13 protein-coding genes and 1 pseudogene are annotated in these 12,629 nt (G+C 74.8%); 11 read left to right on the top strand and 3 right to left on the bottom strand.

Annotated elements, in window-relative coordinates; genetic code table 11:
* The first annotated feature begins 168 nt into the window (after positions 1–168).
* On the top strand, positions 169–1,113 hold the full coding sequence (locus ACFY4B_RS23405; RefSeq protein WP_387970593.1) for a hypothetical protein: 945 nt from the start codon (positions 169–171) through the stop codon (positions 1,111–1,113).
* A gap of 90 nt (positions 1,114–1,203) precedes the next feature.
* On the opposite strand, the gene ACFY4B_RS23410 is transcribed toward ACFY4B_RS23405, so the two are convergent.
* The gene (locus tag ACFY4B_RS23410; RefSeq protein ID WP_387970595.1) at positions 1,204–1,578 is read right to left on the bottom strand and encodes a hypothetical protein; all 375 of its coding nucleotides are present in this window, start codon (positions 1,576–1,578) and stop codon (positions 1,204–1,206) included.
* Positions 1,579–1,868: 290 nt separating this feature from the next.
* Here ACFY4B_RS23410 and ACFY4B_RS23415 point away from each other — a divergent pair, with 290 nt between their 5' ends.
* From ACFY4B_RS23415 to ACFY4B_RS23425, 3 genes are all read left to right on the top strand, one after another.
* Positions 1,869–2,600, top strand: coding sequence for a DUF4232 domain-containing protein (locus ACFY4B_RS23415; protein ID WP_387970598.1), 732 nt, complete (start codon positions 1,869–1,871; stop codon positions 2,598–2,600).
* A 53-nt stretch (positions 2,601–2,653) separates the two neighbouring features.
* Positions 2,654–2,794 carry a hypothetical protein gene (locus ACFY4B_RS23420; protein ID WP_387970601.1) on the top strand — a complete coding sequence of 47 codons (141 nt, stop codon included), beginning with the start codon at positions 2,654–2,656 and terminating at the stop codon, positions 2,792–2,794.
* Between the two features lie 76 nt (positions 2,795–2,870).
* Positions 2,871–3,521 (top strand): glycosyltransferase, encoded by a 651-nt coding sequence (locus tag ACFY4B_RS23425; RefSeq protein WP_387970604.1) that lies wholly within the window; start codon positions 2,871–2,873, stop codon positions 3,519–3,521.
* Between the two features lie 161 nt (positions 3,522–3,682).
* Here the strand turns inward: ACFY4B_RS23425 and ACFY4B_RS23430 are convergent, their stop codons facing one another.
* Positions 3,683–4,579: a DUF2690 domain-containing protein gene (locus tag ACFY4B_RS23430; protein WP_387970607.1), complete on the bottom strand. Its 897-nt coding sequence runs from the start codon at positions 4,577–4,579 to the stop codon at positions 3,683–3,685.
* 234 nt (positions 4,580–4,813) lie between these two features.
* Between ACFY4B_RS23430 and ACFY4B_RS23435 the strand changes: the two genes are divergently transcribed.
* The 4 genes and pseudogenes from ACFY4B_RS23435 to ACFY4B_RS23450 all read left to right on the top strand — a co-directional run bounded on the left by ACFY4B_RS23435 (position 4,814) and on the right by ACFY4B_RS23450 (position 6,969).
* Positions 4,814–5,338, top strand: a complete 525-nt coding sequence (locus ACFY4B_RS23435; RefSeq protein ID WP_387970609.1) for a hypothetical protein — start codon at positions 4,814–4,816, stop codon at positions 5,336–5,338.
* 12 nt (positions 5,339–5,350) lie between these two features.
* A pseudogene (locus tag ACFY4B_RS23440) lies at positions 5,351–5,428 on the top strand (hypothetical protein); the annotation flags it as partial.
* A gap of 252 nt (positions 5,429–5,680) precedes the next feature.
* On the top strand, positions 5,681–5,908 hold the full coding sequence (locus ACFY4B_RS23445; protein ID WP_049659115.1) for a hypothetical protein: 228 nt from the start codon (positions 5,681–5,683) through the stop codon (positions 5,906–5,908).
* Positions 5,909–6,105: 197 nt separating this feature from the next.
* The gene (locus tag ACFY4B_RS23450) at positions 6,106–6,969 is read left to right on the top strand and encodes an arylamine N-acetyltransferase (protein ID WP_387970612.1); all 864 of its coding nucleotides are present in this window, start codon (positions 6,106–6,108) and stop codon (positions 6,967–6,969) included.
* 69 nt (positions 6,970–7,038) lie between these two features.
* Here ACFY4B_RS23450 and ACFY4B_RS23455 read toward each other — a convergent pair whose 3' ends face one another.
* Positions 7,039–7,719 carry a TetR/AcrR family transcriptional regulator gene (locus ACFY4B_RS23455; RefSeq protein WP_387970615.1) on the bottom strand — a complete coding sequence of 227 codons (681 nt, stop codon included), beginning with the start codon at positions 7,717–7,719 and terminating at the stop codon, positions 7,039–7,041.
* Positions 7,720–7,879: 160 nt separating this feature from the next.
* Between ACFY4B_RS23455 and ACFY4B_RS23460 the strand changes: the two genes are divergently transcribed.
* From ACFY4B_RS23460 to ACFY4B_RS23470, 3 genes are all read left to right on the top strand, one after another.
* Complete coding sequence (locus tag ACFY4B_RS23460; protein WP_387970618.1) at positions 7,880–8,611, top strand: SDR family NAD(P)-dependent oxidoreductase; 732 nt, start codon at positions 7,880–7,882, stop codon at positions 8,609–8,611.
* Positions 8,612–8,680: 69 nt separating this feature from the next.
* Positions 8,681–9,583: an NADP-dependent oxidoreductase gene (locus tag ACFY4B_RS23465; RefSeq protein WP_387970621.1), complete on the top strand. Its 903-nt coding sequence runs from the start codon at positions 8,681–8,683 to the stop codon at positions 9,581–9,583.
* A gap of 261 nt (positions 9,584–9,844) precedes the next feature.
* On the top strand, positions 9,845–12,493 hold the full coding sequence (locus ACFY4B_RS23470; RefSeq protein ID WP_387970624.1) for a PKD domain-containing protein: 2,649 nt from the start codon (positions 9,845–9,847) through the stop codon (positions 12,491–12,493).
* Positions 12,494–12,629: the final 136 nt, after the last annotated feature.

Below are 12,629 nucleotides of genomic sequence, written 5' to 3' on the forward strand. Positions count from 1 at the left end.
GCGGCCGGGCCGGGCGGCGCCTTACCGGAGCGGCCCGAACGCCGGAGGAGTTCCGTGGACCGGTCGGTGACGATTCACCCGATGGGCTGACAGGGCACCGGCCCGGGGTGGCTCCGACCGGTATACGTGACGTCATCCATCGTTCGGAGAACCACCTGCGAGGGGCCCATGACCGATACGGCCGACACGTCGTCAAGGACGGCCGCCGAGAGGCTGCCGGCCGCCTACGCGCCCCGGGTGGCCCTGATCCGGGGCGCGATGGAGGCCGGGAACACGGCCCTCGCGACCCGCCTGGCCGAGGAGCTCCACCGGTACGTCGCCCTGGAGCGCGGCGCCCTGCACCCCGAGACGCTGCGGGCGCAGGAGGTGCGGGCGTACGTCGCGGCGGTCGGCGGCGACCCCCTGCGGGCGGCCGACCTGTTCGCCGTGGCCGCCACCGCGTGGGCCGGGCTGGGCGCGTCGGAGCAGTGGGCGGCGTCGCGCAACGCGGAGGTCTGCCGGCGCCGGGCGGAGTCGGCGGCGGCCGCCCCCTCGGCGGTCCCTCTGGCGGTCCCCGGCGCCCGGCGGCCGCCCGGCTGCCCGTCCCCGGTCCGGGCGTTCGGGCGCGGCACCGTCGTCGCGGTCGTCCTCGCGACGGCGCTGCTCTCGGGAGCGGCGGACGCCGGCCCGCGGGCCTACCTCGGGATGGGCCCGCGACCGGTCCCCGACGACCAGCCGGTCGCCCCCGCCGTCGTGGGGGTCCTGGAGCGCTCCGCGCCCTCGGCCTCACCGGTGCCGGTCCCCGTGCCGTCCCCGTCGGAACTCGCGACCGCGGAGCCCGTCCCCGCGCCGGACGCCGGGCCCGCCGGCGACCAGGAGGACCAGGCCGCCGACCAGGGCGACGGAGGGCCAGGGCGCACACCGGTGCCGAGCCCGGGGCGGCGACCGGGCTTCCCGGCCGCCGGCTCCCGACCGCGGCCCGCTCCCGACGCCGGGCGGCCGTCCGGCGGCCAGGCTGCCGACGCGGACCCCTGCGCCGCCGCAGGCGCGTACGGCGGCCAGTTCCTCGGCTCCCTCGTCGAGCTGTGCCACCGCGCCGCCGGGGTGTCGGGCAAGCGGTCACCGGCCCCCTGACCCCGTCCTCCGGGAGGGAGACGCGCCGCGGACGCCCGGCAGCGGGCAGCGCGGCTCGTCCACGGCAGCGCGGCCACGGCTCCGGCGAGGTCAGCGGTCGAGGGCCCACAGGTCGTCATCGCACAGGCCGGTCCGGCAGCACACGGGCAGCCAGTCGGCCGCGAGCTCCCGGACACGGTGCAGGCGAGCCCTGTCGGGCTCCACCACCGTGAGGATCTCGAAGGCGGTGCCCGCCCCGACGAGGGACCGATTCGCCATCACCTCCCCGTAGAGCAGCCAGAGACCTTGCGCGGCAACGTTTCTGCACAGCTCCGGAAGATCGAGTCCTCGTCGGGCGGACTCCGCGTCCGTGCCCTCGCCCGCGAGCCGCAGCAGATCCCGGGCCAGGTGCTCCGCCGAACCGCCGCAGCCGCACAGCATGCCCTTCCAGTCCTGCCGGGCTGCCTCCATCTCGACCAGTCGCATAGCTCCCACACCCTGGACGCACTCGCGAGGCCCGACGACACGCGGGGCGCCTCGGCCCCGTGCCCTCCGGCAGCCGCCCCGTCCGTCCTCTCGTCCGTCCCCTCGTCCGTCCCCTCCGCGTCCCATTCCGGCGTTCCAGGCCGGCCTCGTTCCCGCTGGTCAGAGCCCCCTTCGCCGTCCCACCCTCCCTGGTGCGGCGCCAGGCGTGGCGGCTGGGACGGACCGTCGCGCAGGCTTCGGCCGTCCGACCGACGCAGCACCCGAGCCCATGCCGAAAGGGGCGCGACCACATGTCCGTCCGTACCTCCCGCACCCGTCTGGTCAGCGGCGCCGCGAGCCTCGTGGCCGCCGCCTGCTCGCTCACCGCGTGCAACGACAGCGGGGTCATCGATACGGCGACCGGGCCCTCGCTCAGGGCTGCGGCGCCCGCCGCTGCGGCGGATTCCTCGACCTCCACGGCCCCGTCCGCCGACGCCGGTGGCACCACCGGGTCCGCCAGTCAGGAGCCGGCCGCCGCACCCCGGCCCACCGCCCCGAAGCCCGCCACCGGCACCCCGACGCCGAAGACCCCCGCCGCCCCCGCGGCCGCCGAGCCGGCCACCTGCGAAGGCTCCAACACCGCGACCACGGCCGCCCCGCTGAACCGCCCCGTGAACCACCTGCTGCTCACGGTCACCAACACCGGCTCCGGCACCTGCTACCTCTACGGCTACCCGGCCGTCCGCTTCGGTGAGGCCCAGTCCGTACCCCCCGTCATCACCGACTCGAAGCCGCAGGCCGTCGTCACCCTCCAGCCCGGCGAGTCCGGCTACGCCTCCGTGAACCTGTCCTCCACCGACGGCACCGACGGCTCGAACGGCCACACCGTGAACTCCCTGACCGTCTACTTCCACGGCCCCTCCGGCAACGAGAGCGTCGGCGCCGGGGCCCACCCGTCGCTGCCCGCGGAGGGCGCCTACGTGGACGACTCCCTCAAGGTCGGCTACTGGCAGCAGTCGCTGGACGACGCCGTCTCCTGGTGACCCGGGCACCCTCCGACAAGCCGACAGCACCCTACGAGAGCAGGCACACCAGCATGCGCAGCACGCCCCGCAGGATCGCCCGGCTCCTGGTCGCCTACGCCGGCGCGGCCTTCCAGGTCCTCGTCCTGGGCCGTCAGGACGGTCCGGGCCCGGTCCCGTCGAGGAAGCCGCCGTCACCCGGTGCCGGTTCCTGACGCCCCGTCGCAACCCGCCGACCTCGGCAAGCGGGCCCGGATTCCGCGCGCCCGCAGAACGCTGCTTGGAGTCCCCATGGCCCTACGGATAGCCGTCACCGCCGAGCCGATACCTTCGCACGTGTCCGCACTCGACTTCGTCATGGCCCGCGCGGTCCGGCGCACCGTCGCGGCGTTCCGGACCACCGTCCCTGAGCGGCCGGACCGTCCCGCCTCCTCCCGCCCGCTCGTCTACGTGAGCCTCGGCACCCTGACCACCGCGATGTCCGGTCTGCGCGGCGTCGTGAGGAGCGTGTACCGGGAGGTCATGGCCGCCCTCTCCGCGACCGGCTGCGAGGCGATCGTGTCCGCCGGACATCTCGCGCGGGACCTGCCGAGCGCGGGCCCCCGCATCACGGTCGTCGAGCACGTCCCGCAGCCCACGCTCCTGCGTCAGGTGGATCTGTTCGTGACGCACGGCGGGCGGGCCTCCCTGCTCGACGCGGTGCAGGCGGCGACGCCCGTCCTGGGCCTGGGCGTCCTCGCCGACCAGCCCGGCAACACCACCGCGTTCGCCGGGCACGGCCTCGGCCGCGCGCTGGAACTCACAGCGACGCGCGATGAGATCGCCGACACCGTCACGGCCCTCCTCGCCGACTCCCGCTACGCCGCCGCCATGGCCGCCGCCGACGCCGAACTGTCACGGCTGCCACCGCTGGACATCGCGGAACTGCGGGCGTGTGTGTGACCCATGGGCCTCAGCACGCCGCGCGCTGCGGGGACGACGCCTGGACCTCGTATCCCCGGATCGCGAGGGGGAGTACGCCGGATCCGTTCGTCCTTGACGGGCGGTCACCGTCGGCTTCCATCCGAGCGGCTCGCCGACCCGGCTGTGCCCGCTCTCCCGCGTCATCCCGTGGGGGCTTCCCGGGGTGCGGCGCAGACGGTGCCCCGGTTGTCGACGACGGCGCAGGCGCGGGCGTCGGCGGGGCGGGTGGCGCGGACCATCTTGCTGTGGGCGTCGTGGCCGGACTGCTGGCGGTACTCCTCCTGCTCGGGCGGGGTGCCGAAGACCTGGACGCGGTCGCCGGGGGAGCCGCCGCTCATCTTGGCCCAGGCGGCGTGGCAGGAGGGGCTGTAGCGCAGTTCGATCAGGACGCCGAAGTCGCGGTCGGCCGCGGCGGTGGCGGCGTCGCGGTCGCAGACGGTGCCGACCGGGTCGACGTGCAGGCAGGACGCCCCGTCGCAGGAGGCGGCCGCCGTGGGTGCGGGCATCGCCCGCGGGGCGGGCGCGACGGTGGCGCCGGTGTCCGGGCCCGTCAGGGCGTAGAGGAGTGCGCCGGCGGCGGCCGCCGCCACGGCCGCGCCCCCGGCGGCCCACGCCGCCCGGCGCCGTCGCCCGCCACGGGGTTCCTGACCGGCCGTCGGTTCGGCACTGGGCGCCGGTGCCTCCGGTGCGGTGGCCGCCGCAGGCTCCGGGACCGGCTCCGGTGGCGGCGCGTCGCCCGTGCCGCCGTCGATCGCCGCCCTGAGCCCGAGCGCGCGGACGAGCTCGCCGTCGGCGACCGCGTAGTACGCGGCCAGGGAGTGGAGCGCCGCTTCCGGTGCCGGGTACCTGCCGTCGGGGTTCTCGTAGCGGGAGAGGGTCGTCTGGGCGATCGCGGTGCGCCGGGACACGGTCACCTGGGTGGGGTTCCCGGCCTCCTGACGCCACCTCCGCAGCGTCCGGGCCAGTTCGGCGCGGGCGGCGGCGGCCGTCGGCTGGTCCGGTTCATCGGCTGCCTGCGGCGGCCGGTTGCGCGTCATCGGCTCTGTTCCTCTTCCCTCGGCTGTGCGTAGGCCCAGGTCAGGGCCGTACGGAGGCGCTCCGCATATGCATGGGTAACCAGGTGTTCACACAGCGTAGGAGTCCGGCGGTCGGGCGTGCAATCGTGGTGGTCGGCCGGAGGACGCATCCCCGGCGGAAACCCCACCTCCTCCCGTGTCCCGGGCAGGCTGCGGCCTGCCCGGGGCGGTGGAGGGCGCATCCAAGGAGAGATCATGAACATGACACAATCGCGTCTGCTCGCCGCCCTCGTGGGCCGCGCCGGAAGGACCGCCGCCGTCGCCCTGGTGGCCGCCGGGACGCTCGGCGGCCTCGGCACCGCCGCCGCGGCCACCACCGGCCCCCTCCCGGCCGGTGCGCACGCTGTCCGGACCACCACCGACACCGACTCCGCGACCGACACCGCCACCGTGTCCGACGGCGCCACCGCCCGTTCCGCGCTGCGCGAGCGGATCGTCTCCATCGCCCGCGGCCAGATCACCCCGGCCGGCCAGGACCCCGAGAAGACCGGCACGTGCGACAAGTACTTCGCCTACGCCGACGGGACGGAGAAGCAGAGCAAGTGCGCCAAGACCGCCTGGTGCGCCGCGTTCGCCGACTGGACCTGGCACCAGGCCGGCGTGAAGCCCGCGCCGACCACCCTGTCCGGACGCGGCGTCGGCAAGTGGGGCCAGGAGCACCACCTCTTCCACAACCGGCAGCCCGCGCGCGGCGAGCGCCCCTACACCCCCGTCCCCTGAGACCTCGTCGTCTACGGTCCGCCCGCCTACGCCAAGGGTGGCCACGTCGGGGTCGTCGTCGCCGTCAACCACGACGGCACCATCGACACCGTCGAGGGCAACGTCGGGGACAAGGTGACGCACCGCCACGTCAAGCCTGCGGACGCCCGCGGCGGTGGGCAGAAGTTCCACATCTCCGGCTACGTCAGCGTGCCCGGCGCCTGACCGGCCCGCCTCCACCAGCGCCGGCGCCCGGGCGGATGATCCGTCCGGGCCCCGGCCGTCGCTGCCCGGCCTCGACCGGTAGGTTCACCGTGGCGCGTTCGAGCACCTTCGACGCACTTCACGAGGGGGAGGCCACCGGTGGACGTACTGGCGATCATGGAAGCACTGGCCGAACAGGGCATCACCGTGCTGCTCAAGGCCGACGCCGAACGGATGGCGGAGCAGCGCAAGCCGTGGACGTTCGTGGCCAGCGGCGCCCCGCTGCGTGACGACATCCTCGTGCGCACCGATGCCGCCTCGGTGGAGCAGTGCCTCGAAGCCTGCCTGCCCCGCCTGCGGGAACTGGGCATTTCGCTGCCGGAGTGACGAGAGCGGCCCCAGAGGCCGACGGCGGGTCCGCCGGTGCGGGCGGACGCGGACGAACAGGCGGCGCGGGTGTGTCGGACGGGCTCTTCCGGGGCAGCCGCTCGGGTGTGGGGCCCCTCGCGCGGCCCCGGGCTCCCCGGGCCGGGGCGGGGCGGCGCGTGGGGCGGTGCGGTTCGTTCGAGGGGGAGGAGGAGCACATGGGCGGGTCGATCGGCTCCGTGTGGGGCGGCGACCGGCTGGACCTCGACGCCTATCTGGCCCGGGTTGGGTACCGGGGGGAACGCGAGCCGACGCTGGAGGTGCTGCGCGCGCTGCACGCAGCCCACATCGCCGCGCTTACCTTCGAGAACCTGGAGGTCGTCCTGGGCCGGCCCGTCCGACTCGACCTGGAGTCCCTGCAGGCGAAGATGGTCCGGCGGCGACGCGGGGGCACCTGCTGCGAACAGACCCTGCTCTACGCCGCGGCCCTGGACGCGATCGGCTTCGCCTTCACCGCGACGGCGTCACGCGTACGCCTGGGAGAGGAGCGGATCCGCCCGGCCACGCACATGTCGCTGCGGGTGGAACTCGACGGCGAGGACTGGTTCACCGACGTCGGCTTCGGCGCCGAGGGCCTCCTGGAGCCGCTGCGGCTGCGCGACGGCGAGGTCGTACGGCAGTCCGGCTGGACGTACGGGCTGCGCCGTGAGGAGGGCCCGACCCCGGGCGCCGCCGGACCGCTGGTGCTCCGGCGGCTGAGGCGCGACGGCTGGTTCGACCTCTACGCGATCGGGACGGAGCCGCGCTTCCCGGTCGACTTCACCGTGACCAGCCACTTCACCTCCACGCATCCCCGCTCGCCCTTCCGCGGCAAGCTGCTGGTGCAGAAGCCGGCGGCCGGTCAGCGGCTCGTCCTGCGTGACACGGAACTCACCCGGCTGCTACCGGACTTCACGGAGGAGAGCCGCCGGGTGTCGGCGGGGGAGCTGCCCGGGCTGTTGAGCGGGGAGTTCGGGCTCGCGTTGGACGCCGAGGACACCGCCGCGCTCGTCGCCCGCCACGAGGCGGCGTCGGCGTCGTAGGGGGAGGAACCGGGGTCGACGGCTGGGCACCGTCCCGGGGCGGTCCGGCCGGTGATCCCGGCCGGTGGTCTACGCCGGGGTCTGCGCCGCCCTGGTGAGGAAGCCGTCGATGAGGGTGTCGACGGCGAGGCGGAACCGCTCCTCGGCGTCGCCGGCGACGAGGTGGGCGGCGTGGGCGGTGATGAGGGGGAACGCCTCGGGCGACTGGGCGGTGAAGTGCCGGTACAGCTCCTCGGCCTGCTCGTGGTGGCCGCCGGGCCGTGCCTCGGCTTCGACGGCGGCGTGGTGCACCAGGGTGGAGAGGAAGTCGGCGGCCCACGCCGCGTCCTGGGGAGTGAGGCCCCCGGCGAGGAGGACGGCGAGCATGTTCTCCAGCGGGCGCAGGACCGCTTCGCTCCGGGGCGGCACGGTGGTGAGCGTCATGGCGATCCCGGGGTGGGCGGCCAGCGCGTCGCGCAGGCGTCCCAGGAGTGTGTGCAGTTGGTCGCGCCAGTGCGCCGGGTCGGCGGTCTCGAGTTCGACCGTCGCGAAGATGCGGTCCTGCATGGCGTGGATCAGGGCCTCGCGGTTGGCCACGTAGACGTACAGCGAGGCGGGCCCGGTGTCCAGGGCGGTGGCGACCCGTCGCATCGACACGGCCGGCAGCCCCTCCGAGCGCAGGACCTCCAGGGCCGCGTCGACGACGGCCTCCTCACTGAGCGGCGGCTTGGCCGGGCGGTCGCGGGTCGAACGACGGCGGGTGGGGGGCATCGGGGATCGGCCTTCTGCGAGGGGAAGCGGGAGCAGCACTCTAGGCGACCGCCCGCTTTCGTCCGAACGAACGGCGCCGAACGAACAGCGTTCGTGACGTACGCTGTTTGTGACGTACGCTGTTCGTGAAGCGTCGTCCACGCCTTCCGGGGAGGCCACCATGACCGACAGGACCGCACTCGTCACCGGCGCAGGCCGGGCCGCCGGGCTCGGCATCGCCGTGGCCCGGGCTCTTGCCGCGCAGGGCCACCACGTCATCGTCACGGCCCGCGACGGCGGCCAGGCCGAGGAGCGGGCGGCCGTGCTCCGCTCCGAGGGCCTCAGCGCGGAGGGCCTCCGCCTCGACCTCGCCGACACCGACGACTTCGCGCGCGTCGCCGCCCACGTCGGGGACGGGCACGGCCGCCTCGACGTCCTCGTCAACAACGCCAGCTGCATGCCCGACTTCGACACGCCGTCCATGCTGGACGCCGACATCGACTACGTCCGCACGGCGCTCGACGTCAACGTGGTCGGGGTGTGGGCCCTCGTCCAGGCCCTGTCCCCGCTGCTCCGGGCGGCGCCCGCGGCCCGGGTGGTGAACGTTTCGAGCGGGGCGTACCAGCAGATCGCGGCCGGGGCCGACTACCCCCGGCAGGTGGGCGCCCCGGCGTACTCCTTCTCCAAGTACGCGCTCAACGCCCTCACCGCGAGCCTCGCGGCGACGTTCCGCGGCACCGACGTCCTCGTCAACGCCGTCGACCCGGGGCGGGTCGACACCCACCCCGAGCTCGGCGTCGACGAGGAGGACCGGCCCGCCGCGGAGAGCGCCGTGTGGGTCGCCTGGGCCGCGACCCTGCCTGCCGACGGGCCCACCGGCGGCGTCTTCTACGACGGCGAGCGCCTCGCCTGACAGCGGGGGGCGGCCTGCCGCCGTGTCCAACCCGGTGTCCCACCGCTGCCGTTCGGAACGGAGTCCACGATGAGGTCAGTACGGTTCAGCCGTTTCGGCGGCCCCGAGGTCCTGGAGGTCGTGGACCTTCCCGACCCGCACCCGGGCCCCGGCCGGATCCGCGTCGCGGTACGCGCCGCCGGCGTCAACGCCAGCGACTGGAAGAAGCGCGCGGGCCTGATGGACGAGGAACTGCCGCAGACGCTGGGACACGAGGCGGCCGGTGTCGTGGACGAGGTCGGCGAGGGCGTCACCGACGTGTCCGTCGGCGACCGTGTCGTCGGCCTGTCCGAACGAGGGGGCGCCCAGGCCGAGTTGGCCGTGCTGTCGTACTGGGCGCCGCTGCCCGCGTCCGTCCGCTTCGCCGACGCCGCCGCCCTGCCCGCCGCCCTCGAGACCGCGGCGCGCGGACTCGACCGGCTGGGCGTGGTCGGCGGCACCGTGCTCCTCGTCAACGGCGCCTCGGGCAACGTCGGCAGCGCCGCGGTCCAACTCGCCGTGGCCCGCGGCGCGCGGGTGATCGGCACCGCCGGCCCGGCCAGGCACGCGTACGTCCGGGGGCTGGGAGCCGAACCCGTCGCCTACGGCCCGACCCTCGTACCGGCGGTCCGCGCGCTGGCGCCCGGCGGGGTCGACCGCGCACTCGACGTCGCCGGCAGCGGAGCACTGCCCGACCTCATCGACCTCACCGGCGGCCCCGAGCGCGTCGTCACCCTCTCCGACTTCGCCGGCGCCCGTGAGCACCGGGTGGCCTTCAGCCGCGGCGACGACGGCCGGGCCCTCTACGTCCTCGCCGACCTCGGCGAGCTCATCGCCACCGGACGCCTCGCGCTCCCTCAGGTGCACACCTTCCCGCTCGACCAGGTCGCACGGGCGCACCACTTCGGCGAGAGCGGCCACGCGACCGGCAAGATCGTCCTGGTCAACGCCTGACAGGGGCGCTCACCAGATCTCGGCAGACGACGACCTGATCCTGCGGGGCCCCGGCCCGCGCCCTCGGTGGTCCGAATCATCCGAACTGTCCGGGACGTCCGGTCCCGCCTCATGGGATACGACACCGCAGGTGGGGGCGGTGATCAAGTCCGGCGGAGCCCTCGTCATAATTGCTCTGCCTGCGATCCACGCGGCCTGACCCACCCGACCGGGCCCGTGCCCACCAGGTCAGACTCCTGTCCCTTCTCGGAGGACCGCACCGTGCGCCCCAACCGAACCAAGGGCCTGCTCGCCGCAGGCCTCGTCACCGTGCTCGGTGGCATTCCCACCGCCGCCACCACGGCTTCCGCCGCCACCACCGGCTCCGCCGACGACGCGCCCGGGGTGCTGCGGGTCGACGCCTGGGACCCGGCGTGCTCGGACTCCGGGACGGGGACGGCGGCGAAGCCGTTCTGCTCCGTCAACGCGGCCGCCGCGGCGGCGCTGCCGGGGCAGACCGTCGAGGTGGCCCGGGGCACGTTCGGCTCCGGCACCGCGGTCACGAAGTCGGGTGAGCCCGGCCGGCCCATCACCATCCGGGGCGCGGCCGGCGGCACCGCGGTGGGCGGCGACGTGCGGCTGTCCGGTGTGCACGACGTCGTGGTGGAGTCGATGCACGCCCGGGAGGTCCTGGTCACCGGTTCCAGCCGGGTCACGGTGGTCCGCACCGAGGCCTCCGGGATCAAGGCCGTCGACAGCCCCGGGACGACCCTCACCAACAACACGGTGGCCGACGGCTGCACGGCCGGCATCGAGCTGGCCGGCGACTCCTCCGGGTCGAACCTCTTCAACAACGTGGTGCGCAACCACTTCTCGCCCTCCGCGCCGTACTCCTGCCCGAACCCCGAGGGTGCGGAGATCGTGGTCTCCGCCGCCTCGGCGAAGGACACCCGGGCTGGCTCGAACACCGTCGCGCCGTACTGGACGAACTCCGGCAACGGCACGCCGTACGCCTGGGCCGGCACCCGGCACCAGACGCCCGAGTCGCTCGCCGCCGCGACCGACGGCCGGGCCGGCAAGCACGACTACGTGGTGCCGCGCTGGCAGTCCGGCAGCGCGCTGAACAGCGAGGTCGTCGACTCCGCCGACGAGACCGCGCCGGGCTTCGTGCCGGCCGCGCACCCGGCCGACGACCCGTCGCGGCCGAACCTCGGCACCGGCCTGGGCTACCACGACCGCGGCGCGACCGAGCGCCAGGAGCCCATAACCTCGGCCCAGTTGACGGCCGACCAGCAGCGGGCCCCGTACGGCACCGAGATCACGCTGACGGCGACCACGGGCCCGGAGAAGGCCCACTGGCCGACCTCCGTGATGACCTACCGCTACGACTTCGGCGACGGCACCCCGGCGGTCACCTCGAACTCCCCGGTGGTCAAGCACACTTACACCAAGCCGGGCACCTTCTCCGCGAACGTCACCGTGGACACCGGCGGCGGCCAGCCGTTCACCGGCGGGTACGGCGTACAGGTGCAGGTCACGGCCCCCGGGCCGCTGACCGCCGGCGCCACCGTCCAGCAGGTCGTCCCGGACCGGTTCGACACGGCCGACGCCCCGCCGCTGGGCGTGCGGGTCGACCCGTCGGGGACGTCCTCGCCGTGGCAGGTCTCCAAGGTCGTGGTGGACTACGGCGACGGGACCCCCGCCGTCACCCGGAACACCCTGGACGCGGTCGTCCACGGGTACGCCTCGCCGGGCGACTACACGGTCACGGTGACGGTCACCGACACCGCCGGCCGCACCAGCACCGCCGCGTACCCCTTCCGGGCCGCGTACGCCCCGACCGGGTTCCTGCGCACGGAGGCGTACCGGCTCGTCGACACCCGCCAGGACCCGAACCTGGACCTCCGGGGCGGCGCCGAGGTGCCCTTCACGGTCCCGACCGGCAGCGCGCCCGGGGCGAACGGCGTGCCGGGGAACGTCACCACGGTCGTCCTGAACGTGACCGTCACCGACGCCACCGAGGACACCCACCTCACCGTCTGGCCGACCGGCCAGGCCCGCCCGATCACCTCGAACGTCAACGTGGCGGCCGGCCGCACCTCGTCCAACCTGGTCACCGTGCCGATCGGCGACGCCAAGCGGATCAGCACCCTGCTCAACTCCGGCCGCGCCGAGGTGATCGTCGACGTCGTCGGCTTCTACCGCCCCAACGGCGGCGACCTGTTCACCCCGCTGGCGCCGAGCCGGCTGGTGGACACCCGGGAGAGCAGCAAGCTCGGGTCCGGCGAGACGCGTGCGGTGAAGGTCGCGGGCGTCGGCGGCGTCCCGGCGGACGCCACGTCCGTGGTGCTCAACCTGACCAGCACCGACACCGCCACCGACACCCACCTCAAGGTGTACGCGGGCGGCGGGACCAAGCCGGTCAGCTCCAACCTGAACCCGGAGCCCGGCAAGGACAAGGCCAACCAGGTCATCGTCCCGGTCGGCCCGGACGGCACCGTCAACGTGTACAACCACAACGGTTCCACCCACGTGATCCTCGACGTCTTCGGGTACTACTCCCCGAACGGCAAGGCCACGTACACGCCGACCGTGCCCGTCCGCCTGACCGACACCCGTACCGGCCCGTTCGCCAAGCCGGGCCCGGACAGCACCACCGTCGTCGGCGGCATCCCGGCCGGTGCCCGCGCGGCCGTCCTCAACGTGACGTCGACCAACACCACCGAGGACAGCTACCTCACCGTGCACGCCCACGGCGCCCCGCGCCCCGGCACCAGCAACCTCAACCTGCTGGCCGGCCAGACCGTGCCCAACCACGTCACCACGCCGGTCGGCGCGGACGGCAAGGTCGACATCTACAACCACGTCGGCAGCACCGACATCATCGCCGACCTGTTCGGCTACTTCACGGACGCCTGGCCGCAGTCCTGACGCCGTAGCCCTCTGACCGCCGGTGGGGGGGGGCCCCCCCCCCCCGGGGGGCCCCCCCCCCCGGCCCCCGCGGCGGCGGGGGGGGGGGGGCGGGGGGCCGGCGGGGGGGGGGGGGGCGCCGCCGGGGGCGGCGCGG

The organism is Kitasatospora sp. NPDC001261, from assembly GCF_042896795.1.
In the GTDB taxonomy this organism is placed as follows: domain Bacteria; phylum Actinomycetota; class Actinomycetes; order Streptomycetales; family Streptomycetaceae; genus Kitasatospora.